This window comes from Paraburkholderia sp. BL17N1 (genome assembly GCF_003634175.1).
In the GTDB taxonomy this organism is placed as follows: Bacteria; Pseudomonadota; Gammaproteobacteria; order Burkholderiales; family Burkholderiaceae; genus Paraburkholderia.
Genome location: NZ_RBIW01000001.1, coordinates 509,128 through 530,888 on the forward strand (window position 1 = coordinate 509,128; position 21,761 = coordinate 530,888).

The 21,761-nt window shown below is 61.0% G+C and carries 17 protein-coding genes; 8 read left to right on the forward strand and 9 right to left on the reverse strand.

The annotated features are described in order from the left end of the window. Positions 1-420 precede the first annotated feature (420 nt). Positions 421-1,968: a methyl-accepting chemotaxis protein gene (locus tag B0G82_RS02245; protein WP_121306525.1), complete on the reverse strand. Its 1,548-nt coding sequence runs from the start codon at positions 1,966-1,968 to the stop codon at positions 421-423. Positions 1,969-2,238: 270 nt separating this feature from the next. Here B0G82_RS02245 and B0G82_RS02250 point away from each other — a divergent pair, with 270 nt between their 5' ends. Beyond that, complete coding sequence (locus B0G82_RS02250) at positions 2,239-3,339, forward strand: glycosyltransferase (RefSeq protein WP_116142697.1); 1,101 nt, start codon at positions 2,239-2,241, stop codon at positions 3,337-3,339. 102 nt (positions 3,340-3,441) lie between these two features. On the opposite strand, the gene B0G82_RS02255 is transcribed toward B0G82_RS02250, so the two are convergent. Genes B0G82_RS02255 through B0G82_RS02270 form a run of 4 tightly spaced genes read right to left on the reverse strand, consistent with a single transcriptional unit; the run spans position 3,442 to position 8,162 of the window. Further along, the gene (locus B0G82_RS02255; RefSeq protein ID WP_106286169.1) at positions 3,442-5,319 is read right to left on the reverse strand and encodes a nucleoside-diphosphate sugar epimerase/dehydratase; all 1,878 of its coding nucleotides are present in this window, start codon (positions 5,317-5,319) and stop codon (positions 3,442-3,444) included. Positions 5,320-5,324: 5 nt separating this feature from the next. After that, positions 5,325-6,356 carry a glycosyltransferase family 4 protein gene (locus B0G82_RS02260; RefSeq protein ID WP_116142698.1) on the reverse strand — a complete coding sequence of 344 codons (1,032 nt, stop codon included), beginning with the start codon at positions 6,354-6,356 and terminating at the stop codon, positions 5,325-5,327. 7 nt (positions 6,357-6,363) lie between these two features. Continuing rightward, positions 6,364-7,320 (reverse strand): SDR family oxidoreductase, encoded by a 957-nt coding sequence (locus tag B0G82_RS02265; RefSeq protein ID WP_116142699.1) that lies wholly within the window; start codon positions 7,318-7,320, stop codon positions 6,364-6,366. Continuing rightward, positions 7,317-8,162 carry a glycosyltransferase family 2 protein gene (locus tag B0G82_RS02270; protein WP_121306526.1) on the reverse strand — a complete coding sequence of 282 codons (846 nt, stop codon included), beginning with the start codon at positions 8,160-8,162 and terminating at the stop codon, positions 7,317-7,319. Before B0G82_RS02270 ends, B0G82_RS02265 begins: the two co-directional genes overlap by 4 nt. Positions 8,163-8,526: 364 nt before the next feature. Between B0G82_RS02270 and B0G82_RS02275 the strand changes: the two genes are divergently transcribed. The 7 genes from B0G82_RS02275 (at position 8,527) to B0G82_RS02305 (ending at position 16,512) form a co-directional block, all read left to right on the forward strand. Beyond that, positions 8,527-9,951, forward strand: coding sequence for a UbiA family prenyltransferase (locus B0G82_RS02275; protein WP_121306527.1), 1,425 nt, complete (start codon positions 8,527-8,529; stop codon positions 9,949-9,951). 3 nt (positions 9,952-9,954) lie between these two features. After that, on the forward strand, positions 9,955-11,271 hold the full coding sequence (locus B0G82_RS02280; protein ID WP_116142702.1) for an FAD-binding oxidoreductase: 1,317 nt from the start codon (positions 9,955-9,957) through the stop codon (positions 11,269-11,271). Beyond that, complete coding sequence (locus tag B0G82_RS02285) at positions 11,268-12,008, forward strand: SDR family oxidoreductase (RefSeq protein ID WP_116142703.1); 741 nt, start codon at positions 11,268-11,270, stop codon at positions 12,006-12,008. Before B0G82_RS02280 ends, B0G82_RS02285 begins: the two co-directional genes overlap by 4 nt. Before the next feature lie 15 nt (positions 12,009-12,023). After that, positions 12,024-13,739, forward strand: coding sequence for a hypothetical protein (locus B0G82_RS02290; protein WP_121306528.1), 1,716 nt, complete (start codon positions 12,024-12,026; stop codon positions 13,737-13,739). Between the two features lie 115 nt (positions 13,740-13,854). After that, positions 13,855-14,793, forward strand: coding sequence for an NAD-dependent epimerase/dehydratase family protein (locus B0G82_RS02295; protein ID WP_116142705.1), 939 nt, complete (start codon positions 13,855-13,857; stop codon positions 14,791-14,793). A gap of 13 nt (positions 14,794-14,806) precedes the next feature. Continuing rightward, positions 14,807-16,090, forward strand: a complete 1,284-nt coding sequence (locus B0G82_RS02300) for an NAD(P)/FAD-dependent oxidoreductase (RefSeq protein ID WP_121306529.1) — start codon at positions 14,807-14,809, stop codon at positions 16,088-16,090. After that, complete coding sequence (locus B0G82_RS02305; protein WP_116142707.1) at positions 16,087-16,512, forward strand: GtrA family protein; 426 nt, start codon at positions 16,087-16,089, stop codon at positions 16,510-16,512. Before B0G82_RS02300 ends, B0G82_RS02305 begins: the two co-directional genes overlap by 4 nt. A 39-nt stretch (positions 16,513-16,551) precedes the next feature. Here B0G82_RS02305 and B0G82_RS02310 read toward each other — a convergent pair whose 3' ends face one another. From B0G82_RS02310 to wecB, 4 genes are all read right to left on the reverse strand, one after another. Beyond that, positions 16,552-17,811 (reverse strand): hypothetical protein, encoded by a 1,260-nt coding sequence (locus B0G82_RS02310; protein ID WP_147439415.1) that lies wholly within the window; start codon positions 17,809-17,811, stop codon positions 16,552-16,554. Positions 17,812-17,813: 2 nt separating this feature from the next. Beyond that, positions 17,814-18,977 carry an acyltransferase gene (locus B0G82_RS02315; protein ID WP_121306531.1) on the reverse strand — a complete coding sequence of 388 codons (1,164 nt, stop codon included), beginning with the start codon at positions 18,975-18,977 and terminating at the stop codon, positions 17,814-17,816. A 197-nt stretch (positions 18,978-19,174) separates the two neighbouring features. Continuing rightward, a complete protein-coding gene (locus B0G82_RS02320) occupies positions 19,175-20,476 on the reverse strand; it encodes a hypothetical protein (protein WP_121306532.1) in 1,302 nt (433 codons plus the stop codon). Positions 20,477-20,605: 129 nt separating this feature from the next. Beyond that, the gene (gene wecB / locus B0G82_RS02325; RefSeq protein ID WP_116142711.1) at positions 20,606-21,742 is read right to left on the reverse strand and encodes a UDP-N-acetylglucosamine 2-epimerase (non-hydrolyzing); all 1,137 of its coding nucleotides are present in this window, start codon (positions 21,740-21,742) and stop codon (positions 20,606-20,608) included. Between the last annotated feature and the right edge of the window lie 19 nt (positions 21,743-21,761).

Here is a 21,761-nt window from a genome sequence, read left to right on the forward strand (position 1 = left end):
ACTATCCAGATCTGCTGCTGAGGACCTCTGCATGACTTTTGGGTTCGATAGTTGTCCGCTGTGAATTGATGCGCCCCATGCGCGTCGCCGGAGTCGAGGACATTCCTCGGATCGGATTCAACACACAATATCCCTTAACGAGACAGATCGCTCTGTGCGCTCGCGCACGGACAAAATTTCGAAACCTTACTGCAAGGTATCTATAGCCCAACATTTTGCTGTACGGAATAAATTTCCTGCCATGCGTTGCGTCGGGAAATTGTTCTTTGAGTAAGCAATCGACGTCCCACCAAAACATAAAATGCCACACATGTGAGCACATTTTACAAAATATAACAATTAGGATTTCTTAATTAAATTGCTGTTAGTGCCCTGTTAAAACCGGCACTCGCGAACAACGCGAGCGCGGCCCCTCTGCCATTACGCCATCTGGAATACCGACACGGCGTCGCGCAATATGGTCGCCTGCTCTTCCAGCGATTTCGCCGCCGCAGCGGCTTCTTCCACGAGCGCCGCGTTGTGTTGCGTGACTTCGTCGATCTGCGAGACGGCCTTGTTGACCTGTTCGATACCGTCGCTCTGCTCGAGTGCGGACGCCTCGATCTCATTCATCACGCCGGTCACGCGCTCGACGGCGCTCATCGCTTCATGAATCGTCTTCTGCGCGTCGGACACGAGGGACGCGCCCTCCTGGACCTTGGCGGCCGACTCACCGATCAACTCCTTGATCTCTTTCGCCGCCGCGCCTGAGCGCTGAGCGAGGCTGCGCACTTCCGACGCCACCACCGCGAACCCCCGCCCCTGCTCGCCCGCGCGCGCTGCCTCCACCGCCGCGTTCAGCGCCAGAATGTTGGTCTGAAACGCAATCCCTTCGATCATGCCGATGATTTCCGTCACCTTGCGCGACGACTCGCTGATCCCATCCATCGTTTCAGTGACACGCGACACCACTTTGCCGCCACGCGTGACTGTGTCGAGCGCGCCATGGGCGAGCCGGTTCGCCTGCTTCGCGTTGTCAGCGTTCTGTTTCACCGTGGCCGACAACTGTTCCATGCTCGCCGCGGTCTGCTGAAGCGCCGCAGCCTGCTGCTCGGTGCGCGAGGACAGATCCGCATTGCCCGATGCAATCTCGTTGGCCCCCTGAGTGATCGCCGTCGTGCTGCCGCGTACTTTCGACACGGTCTCGACGAGGCCGTCGCGCATCTTCGTCAAGGCGCCCAGCAACTGGCCCATCTCGTTGCGCGACTTGACTTTGATAGCGACCGTCAAATCACCCGCGGCGATGCGCTCGAAATGCTTGACGGTTGCGTTGACCGGCTTGATCAACGCGACTGACAAACCGATCCGCGCAGCCACCCCGATCACGAGCGCGATGGCGCCGATCGCGGCGAACAGCAGCGTCGCGATCTGGAAGCGCTGCGCGGCCGTTTGCGCTTGCTGATGCTGGCTGTCGATACGCGAGCGTTCCAGCGCGTCGATCGCTTTCGAATACGTGGCGTAAAAACTGTTCGCCGTCTCGCCCTGAATATTGCGGAAGGTATTGAAGTCAAAATCCGCAAGCGCCTTGAATTCCGGCTCGATCGCCTTATCGACCAGCGCGCTGCGCGCCTGTTCCACGGACTGCGCGAGCTTCTGCTCGTTATCGTCCGCAAAAGGGCCGGCCATGTAATTGCGGAAGTCTTTGTTCGATTCGACCAGCACCTTGTGCGCGGCAGGCAACAGGTCGTCGGTCTGCTTGCCGACGCTAAAAAGCGTCTGATACGAACCCAGTGCGAGTTGCACTTGCAGCAGCTTCTCGGAGCTCGCCTTCAGATGCGACAACGCGGCGGCGCTGCGTTGCGTGTCGTCGAGACTGCTGTTGGCGAGCTTGAGCGCGCCATAGCCGACACCGATCACTGTCAGCAGGAAAGCGACGAATACGCTGATCACCAGCGTCAGGCCGCCACGAATTGTGATGTTATTTAGCATTGGGTCTCCGGAACGTCTTGCCGATCGGCGGCGAAACAGGTTGGCAGGCGCGCGCGCCATCTTTTTGCGCGCGACTTACTCTTCGCCGCATCCAGGTTAACGACCTCGCACGGCCACTGCTAAATAGGTGGAATCCATGACTGGCGGGCGTTTGCGAGCGGCTTTGACCTCACTATCTGGGATCCGCGGGCAACCACGCGACGCCGCTGCTTTTCCGGGCGTGGCGCGTTTCGTTTGTATAATTCGGCGTCTTCGCTCAGGCCCACTTTCATGCTTAGTTTTGCGCTCGGCTTTCTCGTTTCACTGCTGATCACGCTGTTGATCGTGCGCTACGCGCATCTGCATGAAAAATTCTCCACCGACACCGATCTGGCCGGCGTGCAGAAATTCCATGTGCGCCCGGTGCCGCGCATCGGCGGGACCGGCATTCTGCTTGGGCTGATCGTCTCCGCCGTGCAGTTGCATCACCAGTATCCCGCCGTGTCGGGCGGCATTCTCGGGCTGATTGCATGCGGCATGCCGGCCTTCGGCTCAGGACTGGTCGAGGACCTGACCAAGCGCGTGTCGCCGCTTGCAAGGCTCGTCTGCACAATGGCGGCGGCCGCGCTCGCCTATTTCCTGCTGAACATCGCCGTGACGCGCATCAGCGTGCCGCCGCTCGACTTCTTGCTCTCGTACGCGGTGATCTCCTGCGCGGTCACGGTGCTGGCGGTGGCCGCGCTCGCCAACGCGATCAATATCATCGACGGCTTCAACGGACTGGCGTCGATGGTCGCGTTCATGATGTTCGCCTCGCTCGCCTACGTGGCGTTCCAGGTGTCCGATCCGATCGTGTTGTCCGCCTCGTTCATGATGATGGGCGCGGTGCTCGGCTTCTTCATCTGGAATTTTCCAGCGGGGCTGATCTTTCTCGGCGACGGCGGCGCGTATTTCATCGGCTTCATGCTTGCCGAGCTGTCGATCATGCTGGTGATGCGCAACCGCGACGTATCGGCGTGGTATCCGGTGCTGCTGTTCATGTATCCGATCTTCGAAACCTGCTTCTCGATCTACCGGAAGAAATTCATTCGCGGCATGTCGCCGGGAATTCCCGACGGCGTGCATCTGCATATGCTGGTGTATAAGCGGCTCATGCGCTGGGCGGTCGGCACGCGTACCGCGCGCGAATTGACGCGGCGTAACTCGCTGACGTCGCCGTACTTGTGGCTGCTGTGTCTGATCGCGGTCGTGCCGGCCACGTTGTTCTGGCGGCACACGCTGCATCTGTTCTGCTTCGTGGTGGTGTTCGCCGGGACGTATGTCTGGCTCTACGTGAGTATCGTGCGCTTCAAGTCGCCGCGGTGGATGGTGGTGCGAAAGACCCGGCGGTAACGAAAAAAGGCGCTCGAATAAGCGCCTTTTGCACTGTGCGTTTCTTCACGGCGGGCTTGCGATTCAAGGTCGCAGTGAAAGGCAGCCTTCACCGGTTCATGGTCACGAAGCGCGCGTCGCCGAGGCTACGCTATGCAACGCCGGCGCGGCAGCCGGCTGATACTCCGGCACCCAGCGCCGCAGATCGCGGCGCACCTCCTGGTCGCTTGGCACACGATGCTGCATCAGCCAGGGCAGCAGTTCGTCGAGGAGATTGTCGGGCGCCTCACGCGCCTGCGCGATGCGCAGCTTGGGATGCGGCGTGCGCGTGGTCGCTTCGTCGTCGGCCAGCAGTTCCTCGTAGAGCTTCTCGCCGGGACGCAGGCCCGTGAAGACAATACGGATGTGCTCCTCGCTGAAGCCGTACAGGCGGATCAGGTCGCGCGCCAGATCGACGATCTTCACCGGCTCGCCCATATCGAGAATGAAGATCTCGCCGCCGTGCCCCATGCTCGACGCTTGCAGCACGAGTTGCGACGCCTCGGGGATCGTCATGAAAAAGCGCGTGATCTCCGGATGCGTGACCGTGACCGGCCCGCCCTTCGCGATCTGTTGCTGAAATTTGGGAATCACACTGCCCGCGCTGCCGAGCACATTGCCGAACCGCACCGTTTCGAACTGCGTGCGCGTGCTGGTCTGCTGCAGTGCCTGGCAGGCCATCTCCGCGAGGCGCTTGCTCGCGCCCATCACGTTGGTTGGGTTCACGGCCTTGTCGGTGGAGATCAGCACGAAATGCTTCACGTCGTGACGAATCGCCGCGCGTGCGACACGATATGTGCCCAGCACGTTGTTGCGCACCGCCTGCCATGCATTCAGCTCCTCCATCAACGGCACGTGCTTGTAGGCCGCGGCGTGAAAGAGAATGTGCGGCGTGTAGCGCGAGAGCACCTGATCGAGCAGCAAGGAATCTTTGGCGTCGCCGATCACCGGCACCACGGAGAGCTTCGGAAAGCGCTCATGCAGTTCTTCCGCGAGACGGTACATCGCGTATTCGGACAGATCGAACGCGATCAATTGCGCGGGTTCGAAGCGCAGAATCTGGCGGCACAGCTCCGAGCCGATCGAGCCGCCCGCGCCCGTCACCATCACCACGCGGCCGCTCAACAGCGCTTCGACGTGCGGCATGTCGATACGTACCGGTTCGCGCCCGAGCAGGTCTTCGAGATCGATCTGACGCACGCGCGACAGGAACGCTTCGCCTTGCGTGAGCGTGGTCAACGCGGGCAGCACCATGGCCCGCACGCCGGCGCGCACGCACAGCGTTGCCACGCGGCGTTGCGCATCCACCGACGCCGACGGAATCGCGATGATCGCGTGCTCGACCTTCATGTCCGAAGCCCAGTGCTGCAGATCGCTGATCGGCCCCCACACCTTGTAGCCGTAGATTTCGCGGCCCTGCTTGGCGGGGTCGTCGTCGAGCAGGCCCACCAGCCGCCATTCGCTCGAACGCGACAGTTCGCGCGCCAGGCTCGCGCCCGCGTTGCCCGCGCCGAGCACCACTACCGGCTTGCCCTGTCCAACGAGGCCGCCGTACAGATAGAACTCCTTGGAAGCGCGATAGAGCGCGCGCGAGCCGCCCATGGCGAGGAACAACAGAAGCGGGGAAACAGCGAGTACGGAGCGCGGAATGATGGGATGCGGTTGGGCCATGACGGCCACCATCATCATTACGAATGCGCCGGCCAGCACGGCCTTGGCGATGCGCATCAGGTCCGGCAGGCTCGCAAACACCCACATGCCCCGATAGAGGCCGAAGATGCGGAACATCACACCGTAGACGGGGAGCACCCAAATGAGGGTTCGGACGGCGCCGGACCAGAACTCGACCGGAACGTAGCCATTGAAGCGGATCAGATATGCCGCGAGCCAGGTGCCCGCGACTGCGCAAAGGTCGAAGGCGAAAGCGCTAAATGATAGCCATGAGGCTTTGTGTCGAAGCATCGGCGTCACACCTCAGGTTGTTCGGAAACTGCTATCCGGAATCGACGCCAGCGTGAATCGACTCCGATACCCATCAATACCAGTACGATCACCCATGCACCCACGCTACACCATTGAAGCGCTGAAGGCCAGCCAAGCGACACGACAGCAAGTACTATACCAGCCGCCATTACTGCATACCATAGGATGGCCGTCTTCGAATGCCCGAGCCCGTACTGAACCATGCGTTGGTAGTAGTGCTCGCGGTGCGCCTGCCAGATTTTCTCGCCGCGCAGGAGCCGCCGCAGCAGCGTGACCGACGCGTCGCCGATGAACGGCGAAAACACCAGCGCCGGAAACCAGATCGGCCAGACGCCGTCGCTCCAGCCCCAATAGCCGAAAGCGCCCGCCAGGAAGCCGAGCGGAATCGACCCGGCGTCGCCGAGGAAGATTTTTGCCGGGTGGAAGTTGAAGATCAGAAAGCCCGCGGCCGCGCCCGCCACGGCGGCCGAGGCCCACATGAGTTCCGGCGACGGATGCGCGGTGAGCGCGGCCCCGGCAGCGTAGCCCGCGAAGCCGAACAGCGTCATGCCGCCGGCCAGGCCGTCCGCACCGTCCATAAAATTGTAAAGATTGATCAGCCAGAGCAGTAAAAACGACAAGGCCGCCAGCAGCCAGAGCGGCGCCGGCGCGGGGTGCGCCCAGACGAAAATCGCCACTGCGGCCAGGTGCGCCGCAAACCTGACCCGCGCGGGCAGTCCGCGCCGGTCGTCGATCTGCGAGACCGCCGCCAGCACCGCGGCGCACAGCGCGGCAAGCCAGAGGTGTGGCGCGACGACAAGCGTCGCCACGACCGCCACCGGAACGATGCCCCAACCGCCCACCCGCGGCGTGGGCCGTGTGTGCAACGAGCGGTCATTGGGAATGTCGGTGGCCAGGCGCCACGCGAGGCCGGTCCTGAGCAGCGTCCACAGGATCGCCGCGCAGGCACAAGCGGAGCCGAGCGCGATCAGGATCACGGTCGTCCAGCCCGGCATCGTGGAATGGGACATCAGCATGCGTGCCTCAATGCGTGGATCGGTACCAGTGGGCTGTCGCGGCCAGCCCTTCTTCGGTGGAATGCGGCGCCTGCCAGCCCAGCACCGTGCTAATCCGGCTGGTGTCGAGCTGCAATGAGCCGACCAGCCGGTCTACTTGCGCCGTGCGCCCCGTCAGGCGGCCGGCGAGACGTAGCCAGCTCTCAGGCACGGGCAGTAAACGCGCGGGCCGGCCAAGGTGGCGGCCAAGCGCGCGCGCCAGTTCGGCGATCGCCAACGCGTCGTTGTCCGCAACGTGGAAGCACTGCTGGGCCGCGCGCGCGTCGGTCGCGCAATGCACTAAAGCGTCCGCGAGATTGTCGACATAGATGAGGCTGCGTCTTGCGCGAAGCGCGCCGAGCGGCAGCGGTACGCCCTTCCATACGGCGCTCATCAGGCTCAGGAAATTAGCCCGCACGTCCGGACCATAAACCAGCGGCGGGCGCACGATCACGATCTCGAGGCCGGTCTCCGCACCCAGGCGGATCAGCGCTTCTTCGGCAGCGAGTTTCGAGCGACCATACGGATCTTGCGGCGCCGGCGGATCGTCTTCGCGCACCGGGCGGCCCGAATCGGCTTCGGTCATCGCCTTGATGCTGCTGACGAAGACAAAGCGCCGCACGCCGTGCCGCCGCGCGGCGCGCGCGACACGCAGCGTGCCCTCGACGTTGGTCGCCTGGAACGCAGCCTCTGGATCGGCGGCATCCTCGAGCATGACATGCACGCGCGCCGCCAGATGCACGACGCAATCCACCTGCAATGCGGCCGGCCAGCCTGCGTCGATACCCGCGAAATTCACGCTGGGGTCGACCCATTCGTGCACGCCGCGTTCTGGCTGCATCTCACGCCGCACAAGGCCGGTGACCGTGTTGCCGGAGTCCCGCAACGCGCGGCACAGCGCGCGGCCCACAAAGCCGTTGGCGCCGGTAACGAGCACCCGGCTCATAGCCACTTCCAGCCGAACCGGTCGAAGAACTTGTACGCCGACGACATGAACATGCGGATATGCACCGAGCCCTTGCGTGCTGCGCCGCCGCCGTGATGCAACACGCGCACCGCGGGCGCGTAGACGACGCGGGTGACGTCATGCGCGCGAAGACTCAGATCATAGTCCTCGAAGTAAAGGAAATAACGGGCGTCGAAGCCTGCCAGCTGCTTCAAGACCGTCATGCGAAACAGCATGAAACAGCCGCTGACGATCGGCGGATCCCACACTGTGTCACGCGCATTGATCCGATCGCGCATCTCATAGCGCGCGAGTCGACGGACAAACAGCCGACGCATTCCCGAGGGCAAAAAGCCGCGTACAAACAGGTCGAGCAAGGTAGGGTAACGCCGGCACAAGAACTGTTGCTCGCCATGCTCGTCGCCGATCCATGGCGTGATGAGGCCGGCTTCGGGATGCGCATCGAAAAAATCGAGCGCTTCGCGAAGCGCGTCGCTCGCCAGATCGATGTCGGGATTCAGCACCAGGTGATAGCGGCTGGCACTGCGTTCGATTGCCAGATTGTGGCCCCTGCCGTAGCCCACGTTTCCCTGTCCCGCGATGATCGTACAAACGATGCCGCGAGCCCGGAGTTCCTCTAGCGTTGCCGGGATGTCGGGCAGGCCGCCGTTGTCCACCAGATATAGCGTCACCGGCAGTTGCGGCCGGCTGATGTGCAGGGCATCGCACGCGGCGGCAAGCCCCGCGAGCGTGGACACCAACTGTTCTGTATCCGGGTTGTAGACCACCACCGACACGGACAACCCGTCGGACAGGGGATGCAGAGTGCGCGTTTCTTTCATGTAGAACTGCGTGCCTTATCGTGGGCACTTCGGTGGGCACATCGGATGGGCACTTCGAAAGCCGACGTTGCGTAGACGCAACAAACCCGAAGTTTGCTTAAATTTTCGCGGTTCGGCAACCCGTCTTTCCCTTTGTTACGCCCGACACGATTCCGTTAAGCGCCATTTGACATGGTTTGATCGGGTCTTCCGCCTCAGAATCAATCACTTTACCTGTAAGGTTGTGCGCGTTATCGCAGAATAGTAAAGTAACGCCGCCAAACTCCGGCCGTGTGTCACCGGACGAGATTCGGGCTTCAGCGCAGCGCCACAGACGGCAGCCGTCCGCTCAACAAATCTGACAACCGCCCTCAGGGCAGAATGAATGCGCAGCAGACCACTCGTCGTCGACCTCGACGGCACATTGATTCGCTCAGACATCCTGATCGAGTCTGGATTTGCCTATCTGAAGGCCGCCCCGCAACGCTTTTACGAGCCGCTGCTGTGGCTCGCGCGCGGCGGCAAGCCGGGTTTGAAAGCGGGCCTCGCCGACGCGACGAACGTGGACGTCGCCGTGCTGCCCTACGACGCCACCGTCCTGCAATGGCTGAAGGTTGAACGCGACGCCGGCCGCTCGCTGGTGCTGGCCACGGCAAGCCACGAACGTTATGCGCAGGCCATCTCGGCCCATCTCGGCATTTTCGACAAGACGTTCGCAACGAACGGCAGCATCAACCTGTCCGCTCACAACAAGCGCGATACGCTGGTCGCCGAGTACGGCGAAAAAGGCTTCGACTACGCCGGAAATTCGCACGACGACCTGGCGGTCTGGCAATCCGCCGACCGCGCGTACGTGGTGAATCCTTCCAATGGGGTGGAACGCGCGGCGCGCAAGATCGGCAATGTGGAGCGAGTGATCGAATCACGTCCGCCCGCCACGAAGACGTGGGCCAAATCCTTGCGCCTGCATCAGTGGCTGAAGAACCTTTTGATCTTCTTGCCGCTGCTGGCCGCACATAAGCTGTCTTCGCCTGAACTGACTCTCGCTGCTCTGCTGGCGTTTCTCACGTTCGGCCTGTGCGCCTCGAGTGTCTATCTGCTCAACGACCTGCTCGATCTCGAAGACGACCGTCATCACCCCGTCAAACGGAAACGTCCGCTTGCTTCCGGCGCGCTGCCGCTTACATGGGGACTCGCGCTCTTTCCTGTCTTGCTGGTGGTCGCATTCGTCACGGCATGGTTTTTCCTGCCCTGGCAATTCTGCGCGGCGCTGTTCGGCTATTACGTATTGACGCTGGCGTACTCCATGTTCCTGAAACGCCAGGTGATGGTCGACGTGGTGGTGCTGGCCATGCTGTACACGATGCGCATCATCGCCGGGACGGCGGCGGTCGACGCGCAACTGACTTTCTGGCTGCTCGCCTTCTCGATGTTCATCTTCCTGAGCCTCGCGCTCGTCAAGCGCTACGCTGAACTGCATTCGATGAAAGCGCGCGGCCTCGTCAAGACGCGCGGGCGTGGCTATGTGGCGAGCGACCTGTCGCTCATCTCGTCGCTTGGGACCTCGTCCGGCTATCTGGCCGTGCTCGTGCTTGCGCTCTATATTCAGGACGCGAAAACCGCCGGCATGTACCGCCATCCGCAAGTCATCTGGCTCGCCTGTCCGCTGCTGCTCTATTGGGTCAGCCGCACCTGGATCATCGCGCATCGCGGTCTGATGCACGACGATCCGATTGTCTTCGCGGCGCGCGATCGGGTCAGCCTCGCAGTCGTCGTGCTGTGCGGCCTGATTTTCTGGGCCGCGATCTAGGCGATGAGTCGAGTTCTGTCATGGGGACGTTACCCGCCAATACCGCAGGAAGCGCATGCGATTGCATGGCGTGATGCCGCGCGCGCCACGTGGTCGGACGCGGCCCGGGAACACGGCACCACGCTCGCCTTCGGCAATGGCCGCAGCTACGGCGACAGTTGCCTCGCCGCCTCCGGCCATGTCGTGCAAACGCTGCCGCTCGACCGGCTGATCGCCGCCGACTGGCAAACCGGTGTGCTGCGCGCGGAACCCGGCGTGACGCTCGAGCAAATACTCGACGTCGCGATTCCACGCGGCTGGATGCTGCCGGTCACACCGGGCACGAAATACGCGACTTTGGGCGGAGCGATTGCCAACGACGTCCACGGCAAGAATCACCATGTGCGAGGCACCTTCGGCCGGCATGTGCGCCGCTTCGCGCTGGCGCGCAGCGACGGCTCGCAGTTCGAGTGCTCGCCCGACGAGCAAGCCGAATTTTTCGCCGCCACGATCGGCGGCCTTGGGCTGACCGGGCTGATCCTGTGGGCGGAGATTCAGTTGATGCCGATCCGCTCGAGCCTGATCGACATGACCAGCATCCGCTTCGGCGATCTGGACGAGTTCTTCGCATTGTCGGAAAAGCTCGATCCGTTGCATGAATACAGCGTGGCGTGGGTAGATTGCCAAAGTCGCGGCTCGGCGCTCGGCCGCGGCATCTTCATGGCCGGCGACCATGCGGCGGACGGACCGCTCGAAGTCACGCGGCGAAAGAAGCGCACTGTCCCCTTCACGCTGCCGATTCCGGTGTTCAACCGCTTCACGTTGCGCGCGTTCAACGAGCTCTACTATCAGAAGCAGCAGCGCGGCGAAGTCGTCGCGCAGGTCGGTTACGACGCCTACTTCTACCCGCTGGACAGCTTGCTGGAATGGAATCGAATCTACGGGCGCGCGGGCTTTCAGCAATACCAATGCGTGGTGCCGTCGGCTGCGGCGCGCGACGCGACCCGCGCGATTCTCGACGCGATTGCCGAAAGCGGCACGGGCTCATTTCTCGCCGTATTGAAACGCTGCGGTGATTTGCGCTCGCCGGGCCTGTTGTCGTTTCCGATGGAAGGCACGTCCCTCGCTCTCGATTTCCCGCAGCGCGACGCATTGAATACCCGGCTCTTTGCGAATCTCGATGCCATCGTGCGCGAAGCCGGCGGCCGGATCTATCCGGCCAAAGACGCGCACATGCCCGGCGCCGACTTTCGCGCCGCTTACCCTCAATGGCAGCAACTCGAAGCGCTGCGCGACCCCGCGTTACTCTCGCGTTTCTGGGAACGGACCACACGAACATGAAAAACATTCTTATCGTCGGCGCCACGTCGGCGATCGCCATCGCCTGTGCACGTCAATGGGCCACCCAGGGCGCACGTCTTTTCCTCGTCGCCCGCAACGGCGAGCGCCTTCAGCAGGTGGCCGCCGATCTGACCGCGCGCGGCGCACAACTGGCGGCCTGTCATCAACTCGATATCGATCGCCTGGATCTGCATGCGGGCATGCTCGAACAGTGCCAGAGAGAACTCGGCGCGCTCGATATCGTGCTGGTCGCGCCCGGCACCTTGCCGGACCAGGCCGCGTGTCAGGCGGACCCCGCGGTGGCCGTGCGTGAATTCAACACGAATGCCGTTTCGGTGATCGCGCTGCTGACGCCGATTGCCAACATCCTGGAAGCGCAGAAGCGCGGTGCATTGGCGGTCATCTCGTCGGTGGCGGGCGATCGCGGCCGGCCCTCGAACTATCTGTACGGCAGCGCGAAGGCCGCGCTTTCCGCATTCTGCGAGGGACTGAATGCACGGCTGTTCAAAGCCGGCGTCCACGTTCTGACCATCAAACCGGGCTTCGTGGCGACGCCGATGACAGCCGGTTTGCCGTTGCCCGGGCCGCTTGTCGCGACGCCTGATCAAGTGGCGAGCGATATCGTGCGCGCGGTTGAGAAGCGCAAGGACGTGCTCTATACGCGCTGGTTCTGGGCGATCATCATGCTGATCATCCGCTCGGTGCCGCGCTTCCTGTTCAAGCGGGCGTCCCTGTAAAAGGAAATCGGGACGATGAGTCGGCGAGAAACTTCTGGCAACTACGCGGTATTCGCGCTGGGCGTCATCACGTTCGCAACGACGGCGTTCGCGGTGTGGCAGCACTTTTCGCCGTTGCCGTACGGCGACTCGTGGGACGGCTCCATTGGCTTCTATATGCGCGCCGCGCAAAATCCCTGGCACGCGTTTTTCGAACAGCATAACGAACATCGCCTGACTTTCTCGCGATTGATATTTTTCGCCGACATTCGTTATTTCGGCGGCCGAAATGTCTTTTCCCTCATTTCCAACCTGGTGCTCGCGGGTGCACTGGCGGCGGCTTTTTTCCGCATCACGATCCACTACCGCCCCACCCTCGCACGGCAGACGCGTTTCGGACTGGCGGGCGCCATCCTCGTATTCGCCTTCTCGTGGATGCAGCGGGAAAACTTCGCGTGGGGATTTCAAAGCCAGTGGTTCGCCGTTTATCTCTTTGCACTGCTCGCGTTCCATTCAATCGATCGTACCGCCGAAGCCAATGCCGGCGACGAACAGGCCAAACGGCTCGGCTGGCTGACGGCGGCGTTAGTCAGTGCGTGGCTCGCGGCATACTCAATGTCGAGCGGCGTGCTGGTGCTTCCCGCGCTTATCGTACAGGCACTTTACGCGCGACTGAAACCGCGCGAACTGCTGGCAATCGTGATCGTGACCGTTGCCGTATGGCTTGCCTATTTCATCGACTGGCACAAGCCGGGTAGCAGCGGCAATCTGCTCGCCGGCGTACGCGAACATCCCATTGCCGCGATTCGCTACGTACTGCTCTATCTGGGCTCGCCGGCCTTTCAGATCAGGACCGGCCTCGCGGGCGCCTACGTCGCGGGTATTCTGGTGTTGGCGGCGCTCGCGGCAAACTGCTTCAGACTCTTGCGTGCCAGTGCCGATCGTCCGCAAGGGGTGGCCCTGCTCGTCTTTGCCTTGTTCATCGCGGGCAATGCGTTGCTGACGGCGAGCGGGCGGCTTTGGTTCGGCCTGGAGACAGCGCTGGCTTCCCGCTATACGACCGCCTCGCTGATGGGCTGGCTCGCGCTGATCCTCTTTGCTGCGCTGAACAGCCGCACACCGGAACAATTGAGGCGTGCCGTCTTCGTCGCCGCACTCGCCACCTTGGCCGTCGCGTCGGGTCAACGCTTCTTCGTGCGGGCGGATCGTGACGAGACTTACGCACGTTTCGTCGCCGGCCTCGCGCTGCGGGCTCATGTCTATGATCCTGAGATCATCCGTCCGGTCTATCCGTTTCCTGATGCTCTGCCGAACATCGCGCGGCAAGCTGAGGCGGAACACCTGTCCATTTTTGCGCCCGATCAGCCCGACTATCTGGTGCCACCGAGCCAGGTCAACGCGTCCTCGCCCTGCGCCGGCAGCATCGACGACATCTCCGCGACGACGAGCCCCGGCATATATCGCGCGACGGGTTGGATTTACGATCAGGCAGACAAGCGCACGCCACGCGCAATCGTCGTTACCGACGCCACCGGTATGACGCTTGGCACTGGCGTTGTCGGCGCCGAGCGAGGCGACGTTCGCAACGTATTCGGACGAAGCGCCCGATACAGCGGCTGGACGGCCTTTTTCAAGGCACCGGCGAGCGGCGGCATACGAGTCGATGGACAAACCGCCACCGGTGCGTATTGCGCACCGCAAGTCGAAAAACCGATGCCCGCAGTATTGCCCGCCGCAGCGACCGTTCAATAAACACTGCCCCCAGCGGCCGCCGGCGGTTTCCAGGCCGTTTCTGGAGACGCCGCAGCTTGCTAGTATCATCTAGCCCTTACAAAGTTGCTGAACGCCCCATTCAAAGAGTTAACGCATGAACCAAACCCGCATTCTTCTTCCAGGCGGCGCCGGCCTCGTCGGCCAGAACCTCGTTGCGCGCCTCAAAGCGCGCGGCTACGACAATCTGGTCGTAATCGACAAGCACAAAGCCAACCTGGAAGTGCTTCGCAAGGTCCATCCTGACGTCACGGCAATTTATGCCGACCTGGCCGAACCGGGCGGTTGGGAGCAGCACTTCGAAGGCGCGGATCTCGTCGTGATGCTGCAGGCACAGATCGGCGCTCCGACCATCGAACCGTTCATTCGCAACAACATCACGTCGACGCGAAACGTGCTCGACGTGATCAAGCGCAACCAGATTCCGTACACGGTGCACATCAGTTCCTCGGTGGTGAATTCCGTGGGCGAGGATTTCTATACCGAGACGAAACGCGAGCAGGAAGAGATCGTGCACGCCTCGGGCATCGAATGCGTGGTGTTACGGCCCACGCTGATGTTCGGCTGGTTCGACCGCAAGCATCTCGGCTGGCTGTCGCGCTTCATGCATCGCGTGCCGGTGTTCCCGATTCCCGGCAGCGGCAAATACATGCGTCAGCCGCTTTATGTCGGCGACTTCTGCAATGTGATCATCAGCTGCATCGAGTCGCGCATCAAGGGTCAGTCGTTCAATATCACCGGCCTCGAACGCGTGGACTATATCGACATCATCCGCCAGATCAAGCGCGCCACTCGCGCACCGTGCGCGATCGTGCGAATTCCGTATGGTCTCTTCTATGTGCTGCTGAAAGTGTACGCCGTCTTCGACAAGAATCCGCCGTTCACCGCGGACCAGCTCAAAGCGTTGACGGCCGGCGACGAATTCGAAGTGATCGATTGGGAAGGCATCTTCAAGATCCGCGCGACGCCGTTCGCCAAGGCCATGGACGAGACCTTCAACGATCCGACGTATAGCCACATCGCACTGGAATTTTGAGCCAAGCCACGTTATGAGCGAACAACGCATTGCAGTACTCGGCGCCGGGCCGATGGGTCTCGGCGCCGCCTACCAGCTCGTCAAGGACGGGCGCAAGCCGGTTATATTCGAAGCAGACGACCGGGTCGGCGGGATGGCCGCGTGTTTCGACTTCGGCGGCCTCTCTATCGAACGTTACTACCATTTCCACGCGATCTCCGATCACGCTTTCTTCGAGGTGCTGCGCGAGTTGGGACTCGAAGAAAAAATGCAGTGGCGCGAAACGAAGATGGGTTACTTCTATCAAGGCCGCGTGCAGCCGTGGGGCAACCCCATGGCGCTCCTGAAGTTCAAGGGACTCAGCCTGCAGGCCAAATTCCGCTATGGCCTGCACGCGTTTCTGTCGACCAAGCGCAACGACTGGAAACCGCTCGATCACGTCGAAGCGACGGGCTGGATTCGTCGCTGGATCGGTGAAGAAGCGTGGGAAGTGCTGTGGCGGCGTCTGTTCGACTACAAGTTCTATGACTACGCGTACAACCTGTCCGCAGCGTGGATCTGGAGTCGTATTCGCCGCATCGGCCGTTCGCGCTACAACCTCTTTCACGAGAAACTCGGCTATCTCGAAGGCGGCTCCGATACGCTGCTGGAAGGCATGCGCCGTTATATCGAGGCCAACGGCGGCGAGTTTCGTCTTGGCACGCCCGCGCAGAAGGTTGTGATCGAGAACGGGAAAGTCAAGGGTATCGAAGCCGGCGGTGAGTTCCTGCCGTTCGACAAGGTCATCAGCACGATTCCGCTGCCCTATGTGCCGCGCGTGATACCGGATCTGCCCACCGGGATTCTCGACGCATTCCGCAGCGTCAAGAACGTGGCCGTGGTGTGCATTATCGCGAAGCTGAAGAAACCGGTAACCGAAAACTTCTGGCTGAACACCAACGATCCGGAGATGGATATTCCAGGCATTGTCGAATACACGAATCTGCGGCCGCTCGATCATCACGTCGTCTATGTGCCGTTTTATATTCCGGGCGAACATCCGAAGTACCAGGAACCGGATTCGGCGTTCATCGACAAAGTGAAACGCTATCTGATGAAAATCAATCCGGCATTGAAGACTGACGATTTCATCGACGTGCGCGCGAGCCGGTATCGTTTTGCGCAACCGATTTGTGAGCCGGGTTATCTCGACCGCCTGCCGCCGATCCAGTTGCCGGTGGAAGGCCTGCTCGTGGCCGATACGTCTTACTACTACCCGGAAGACCGTGGCATCTCGGAGAGTATCGGCCTGTCGCGCAAGATGGCGAAGATGATATGACCCGGGTTCATGCACTCGCCAAGCGTACCTTCGTCTCGAAGAGCTTTCTGCTGTTCCTGTTGACCGGCGGCTTTGCCGCGGCGGTCAATTGGGGCAGCCGGATTGTCTACAACAAGTGGATGCCCTACTCGGCCGCCATTGTCGTCGCGTATATCACCGGGATGATCACCGCGTTCATTCTCGCTAAGCTGTTCGTGTTCACGAAGAGCACGCAGTCGACAGGGCGGTCTGTGTTCTTCTTTACGCTCGTCAATCTCGTTGCCGTCGTGCAGACCTGGGCCGTAAGCGTCGGATTGGCGTACTACGTGTTTCCGCGGATGGGCATGACCTGGCATGCGCGCGATCTTGCGCATGCCGTCGGCGTCGCTGTACCGGTGTTCACGAGCTACGTGGGGCACAAGAGGTGGAGCTTCAAGCACTGAAAGGTCAGCGCGACGTAGCCGATCTATCCGCGCATACGATCAGCGCGCAGGCTTGACCTCTGCCCGGAACACATCACCTGGTGGCGCATGAACGAGGAAAACGCCACCTTGCGCCGACACGATTTCATAGGGATACCAGGGAACCCTGAATCGCAAGGCGCTATTCACCAGCATCAGCAGTAAGAGCAGCGCAGCGGCGTAGCGGGCAAGCGCGATTCTGTTTCTGGCGGCCACGATCACGAACGTCCACATGCACAGAACGAGCGGAAAGAACGTGTACCGTGCACTCACGCCCGACCACCGGACAGGCAACTCCGGTGCATCACTCCGCACCACGCCGAGCATCCAGAACACAACAGCGAGCGCGAGCGCTATCACGCAGACGTTGCGCCATTTGCCGGGCAAAGTCGCCACGCACGCCAGGACCGCGGCGAACAGTGCGAATGAAACATAAAACATGCCTTTGCCCAAACCATTGATCCACCGGTCGGCGAGTAAGAAGTCGAGCACGAAATAGCGGAAAAAAGCGCCCAGCCAGCCGAAGTGCAAATATTCGCTTGCTGCGTGGGCTGCCGGATGGTTTGGCGGGCTTGTCAGTAGCGTCACTAGTTGAACCGCGCCGCCGGCCACGACCACCAGCAGCGGCAACCAACACAGGCGCTTTCCAGACCGCTTCAGGTGAGCCACGATGCCCAGCGCGGCAACGGGCGAAAACAGAATGCTGAACGGGCCGGTCAGCGAGAGGAGACCGATAGCGACACAACGGCTGAAAATCCGATTCGTGTCGGTGCGCTGCGTGCTGTCCCAGATCATCGCAATAAGCACGGGCGCGAGCACCCATTGGAGATTCGTGACGGTGAGCCAAGCTTCACCGTTGTGAGGAATGAGAACGGGCGACAGACCGATCAGCCAGGCGCCGGTGCGCGGCAAATAGCGCGCGGCGATCACATACAGGTACAGACAGGAAACAAGAGTGGTGGACGTGGTCAGCCAGACAAACGCATGCGGCGTTGAAATAACTGTCCCGAACCACGTATAGCCGTATATCAGCAAGCGCGGCACCGCATGCAGGTATCCTGCATAAGGCGTGATGATGGCTCGAGCGCCAAGTTCGAAACCTTCTTTGATGAAAATGGGCGCGTCTTCCGCCCATAGATAACCGTGCGTCAGTCGGCCGTGCATGCGGATAAATAGCACGACGAGCGCCAGAACAAAGACAAAAACGCCGTCGACTAAAGACCGGCGTCGTGACTGTTCATTCTCAACGCTAGATACGGGGTCTATCTGAATCTCGGCCATCGTTATCGTTGAACAAGGTTCGCACTATTTGATGAACGCTCGGCAGCCTTTGGCGACAAGCGGCGGCGCAAAGCGCGCGCCCAGTTTTGCGACGGCACTTCGACCAGCCTGTTCATCACGAAAGCGAGAACCAGTGCGCCACAAATCGTGGCGATCCAGACAGGAACCGGCCCGAAGCGCGTATAGAGAACAACCAGTGACACGCTCAGTATCACGTAGTGGTTGAGATACAGGCTGTAAGAGATTTTCCCCAACCAGTGTCCAATCGAATAAGCACGCCCTTCCTTGATGGTGAAGGACAGCGCCATCAGCAGGAATGCGCCGATTGAAACGCCCAGGTCGCCGAAAATGCGTCCGCCAATGCTCCACGGATTGTCGAATGGGTAGGAGAACAGGACCAACGCCGCGATCCACCACATGGTGCGAGACTTGGCCGGCAAGGCAGTAACCCTGTCGACAATCTGAAAACGACACGAATAAAACCACGCGCCTATGACAAAGAACGTACCGTAGTGCGTCGTCAGGAGCGCATCCTGAAGCGGCCAGGGAATATGGGTAGGCGATCCAGCCAACGCCGCAATACCGATGAGCGTCGAGCTTACTACCGCTGCAATGACGGCCTTAAATCGAAAGCGGTTGACGAGAAAGGCAATGATCGGGAATGCCAACGACCATCTCATCTCATGCACGATCGACCACATCGGCGGATTGATCGCGCCGGTGTCATAGCTTCCAATCATTTTCAGATGATCGAAGATCACCTGCTTGTCGAGTACGGGATGCGCCGTGTACATCCAGCCGCGCTCCCAGACATAGCCCGCGCGGCCAACAAGCCAGTACAGACCGACGGCGACCACGAGCGACCCAATGAACGGAGGATAAAGCCGGACGATCCGCGCGGCGGCAAACGTAAGGTAACGGCGCGACCTCAGTTCGCCGTACATATGCGCGAGCGCATAGCCGCTGAGCATGAAGAACACGATCACTGCCTGGTGGCCGGCCCATAAAACACGCAGGGGAGTCCATTTCAGCCATCCCCACAGCGGCTCGACCTTGTAAAGCCCTGCCACCGTGGTATGCGCGAAAACGACGATCAAGGCCGCATAGCCCCGCAGCATGTCCAGCGACGGCGCTCGGTCCTTTCCCGCATTTACCGAATCCACCATGAATCGCCTCTCCCGCCGCCTATTTCTGAGACAACGATTTTACCAGTGATTTTCCGGGATTTTTCCCTTCCCACGATTCGGCGGGAGCGGAATCTCCCCAATGCATGACATCAATTGACGAAGCGAGCCTTTTGCGCAGCGCTATCTGCCGCGACCACGAGTCGATTTTCCGACGCCACGCAAAGGTTTGAGGGGCCTCACCGCACGCGTTTGATTGTCGTCACGAATAAATCGCCAGGCGGAGGCGATAACCGGTACGAAACGACATTACCAGTCACTAGCGACGTAATATTCGTCGCAGGCCATTTTCCGCTCGCAAAACCAGTCGCGCTGGACATGCAGACCAGCAGCAGGAGCACACCGGCTGCCGATTTGGCACCAACGCCATTCGCCTTTGAAAGGCAAATGACAAATGTCCAGAAGCAGAATACGAACGGCACGAAGAGATATCTCGATCCGCCCATCGCCCATCTCATGGCGAGATCCGTGCGTCCAAACCGGGCTATGCCAAGTGCCCAGAACAGGACAGCGAGAAAAAGAAGTGCGGCACACGCAAAACGGTAATTGCCGGGTGTCTTATACAGCGCAAAACCACAACATGCGATAGCGACTAGCGACAGGCAAATACGCACGCCACCACTCCATTGATCGTTCAACGAAGCCGGACTTAAAAAATCGAGAACAAAATAACGAAGGAAAGAACTGATCCAGTGGAAATCAGCCGGATTAAATTTGACCAGGCCACCTTGCGAACTCGCGTGCATCAAGCACGCCATTTGGGCTGTCAGTGCCAAACCGTACGCGACAAACAGGCCCCATGTGCGACGTGTCCACTCTTGCCGCCCCTTGATGAAAGCAGCCCCAATGACGAACACACTGAACACAAGCCCAAACGGGCCGGTCAGAGCCAGCAGCACGATTAGCGCCGCGTCGAGATAAAACACTCGCGCTGGAAAAACCTGTCCGGCCGCGAATTCCCGCCAGAGCAGAACGAGAAGCAAGGGCCCGAGGATCCACTGGAGATTGGTGACCGTCAGCCATATTTCGCCATCCTGAGGGACGACAATCAGCGCAAGCGCGAAGCACATGGCCGCAACGCGGCCGACATAGCGATACACGGCAGTAAACAGCAGTGTTGCAGCGCCGGCCAGCACGATCGCGCAGACCCACGCCAGGACCAGTGGCGCATGGACAGGCGAACCCACGGATGCATACGCCGCAACGAGCAGACGCGGAACCGCGTGGAGATAGCCCGCGTACGGAGCAAATATCGACCTGAAGCCTTCCTCGTAGCCGCCCTTGAGAAAGATCGATGCGTCCTCCGCCCATAGGAAGCCTTGTGTCAGGCGTTGCGGCATCCGCGCGAACGTCAGCCCGAACGTGATTGCGAAGACGGCTAGCAACCAGATCCCGTTAGAGGCCTTGTCATCGATTACCGGTGCGTTCGGCCCGGCCGCGATGGGCGCCCCCGCTGCCCAGGTGCGGTCTTTGGATTTCATATTTTTTTATCGATCAATACCACATGGCCACGCTGACAGCACTCGGCCGAATGCGCGCTGAACGCAAGCGCAGGCGCAAGCGGGCGAGCTCAACGGATGCCCGGCCCGCGACCGCCAGCGAAATGCCAATCAGAGCTGGGCGAACTTCGATTTCAGAATGGCAACGATCTGAGCGCCCGCGGTTCCATCGCCAAACGGGTTCTTGCCGGCGGACATTGCTTGATAAGCAGCAGGATCGTCGAGCAAACGCGCCGTCTCACGAACGATCGTGGCCACGTCCGTGCCGACGAGTTTGTTGACGCCGGACTCGACGCCTTCCGGCCGCTCGGTCACATCGCGCATCACGAGAACCGGCTTGCCCAACGCGGGCCCTTCTTCCTGAATGCCGCCCGAGTCGGTCAGGATGATGTGGCTGGCCGCCATGAGCCGCTGGAACGGCTTGTAGGTCAACGGCTCTTCCAGATAGACGCCCGGCTGATCGCTCAGCACGCGGTTGACCACTTCCCGCACCTTTGGATTCATATGCACCGGATAGACGATACGTACGTCCGGATGCGCCTCGGCGATTGTCCGCAACGCCGTGCAGATGTTCTCGAAGCCAGGCCCGAAACTCTCGCGACGATGCCCCGTCACCAGCACGATGCGCCGCCCTTCCGCGAGTGCGGCCTCGACACGCTCCGGCAATTCGACATGCTCGTTCTTCAGGCGCTCGAGCATCAGATACAGCGCATCCACCACGGTATTGCCGGTCACGAAGATCTGCTCCGCGGGCACCTGCTCCGCCAGCAGATTCTTCTTCGACAGTTCCGTCGGTGCGAAATGGAGATCGGTCACGAGCGACGCCACACGTCGATTGAGTTCCTCCGGAAACGGCGCGGCCATGTCATGGCTGCGCAACCCGGCTTCAATGTGCCCGACGCGAATGCGACGATAGAACGCCGTCAACGCGGCCACCTGAACGGTCATCGTGTCGCCCTGCACGAGGATGATGTCGGGCGACTGCGCGGCGAGGAATTCGTCGATCGCGGTGAAGAGACGCGCGCTCAGCCCAGCCAGCGACTGATTCTGCGACATCACGTCCAGACTCGCGTCCGGCGTCACGCCAAAGTCCGCGAAGGCCTGCATCAACATTTCCCGATGCTGTCCGACCGAGCACAGGCACACGTCGAAATCGTCGGGCGCCGCGCGCAGCGCCTGCACCACCGAGATCACCTTGATCGCTTCCGGCCGTGTGCCGGCAAACACCACTACTTTTTTCTTTGCCATGGTAGATATCCTTTGAAAC

Coding starts and splice junctions, on each gene's coding strand:
- B0G82_RS02245 (WP_121306525.1), bottom strand. CDS start 1,968: ATGCTAAATAACATCACAATTCGTGGCGGCCTGACGCTGGTGATCAGC.
- B0G82_RS02250 (WP_116142697.1), top strand. CDS start 2,239: ATGCTTAGTTTTGCGCTCGGCTTTCTCGTTTCACTGCTGATCACGCTG.
- B0G82_RS02255 (WP_106286169.1), bottom strand. CDS start 5,319: ATGCTTCGACACAAAGCCTCATGGCTATCATTTAGCGCTTTCGCCTTC.
- B0G82_RS02260 (WP_116142698.1), bottom strand. CDS start 6,356: ATGCTGATGTCCCATTCCACGATGCCGGGCTGGACGACCGTGATCCTG.
- B0G82_RS02265 (WP_116142699.1), bottom strand. CDS start 7,320: ATGAGCCGGGTGCTCGTTACCGGCGCCAACGGCTTTGTGGGCCGCGCG.
- B0G82_RS02270 (WP_121306526.1), bottom strand. CDS start 8,162: ATGAAAGAAACGCGCACTCTGCATCCCCTGTCCGACGGGTTGTCCGTG.
- B0G82_RS02275 (WP_121306527.1), top strand. CDS start 8,527: ATGCGCAGCAGACCACTCGTCGTCGACCTCGACGGCACATTGATTCGC.
- B0G82_RS02280 (WP_116142702.1), top strand. CDS start 9,955: ATGAGTCGAGTTCTGTCATGGGGACGTTACCCGCCAATACCGCAGGAA.
- B0G82_RS02285 (WP_116142703.1), top strand. CDS start 11,268: ATGAAAAACATTCTTATCGTCGGCGCCACGTCGGCGATCGCCATCGCC.
- B0G82_RS02290 (WP_121306528.1), top strand. CDS start 12,024: ATGAGTCGGCGAGAAACTTCTGGCAACTACGCGGTATTCGCGCTGGGC.
- B0G82_RS02295 (WP_116142705.1), top strand. CDS start 13,855: ATGAACCAAACCCGCATTCTTCTTCCAGGCGGCGCCGGCCTCGTCGGC.
- B0G82_RS02300 (WP_121306529.1), top strand. CDS start 14,807: ATGAGCGAACAACGCATTGCAGTACTCGGCGCCGGGCCGATGGGTCTC.
- B0G82_RS02305 (WP_116142707.1), top strand. CDS start 16,087: ATGACCCGGGTTCATGCACTCGCCAAGCGTACCTTCGTCTCGAAGAGC.
- B0G82_RS02310 (WP_147439415.1), bottom strand. CDS start 17,811: ATGGCCGAGATTCAGATAGACCCCGTATCTAGCGTTGAGAATGAACAG.
- B0G82_RS02315 (WP_121306531.1), bottom strand. CDS start 18,977: ATGGTGGATTCGGTAAATGCGGGAAAGGACCGAGCGCCGTCGCTGGAC.
- B0G82_RS02320 (WP_121306532.1), bottom strand. CDS start 20,476: ATGAAATCCAAAGACCGCACCTGGGCAGCGGGGGCGCCCATCGCGGCC.
- wecB (WP_116142711.1), bottom strand. CDS start 21,742: ATGGCAAAGAAAAAAGTAGTGGTGTTTGCCGGCACACGGCCGGAAGCG.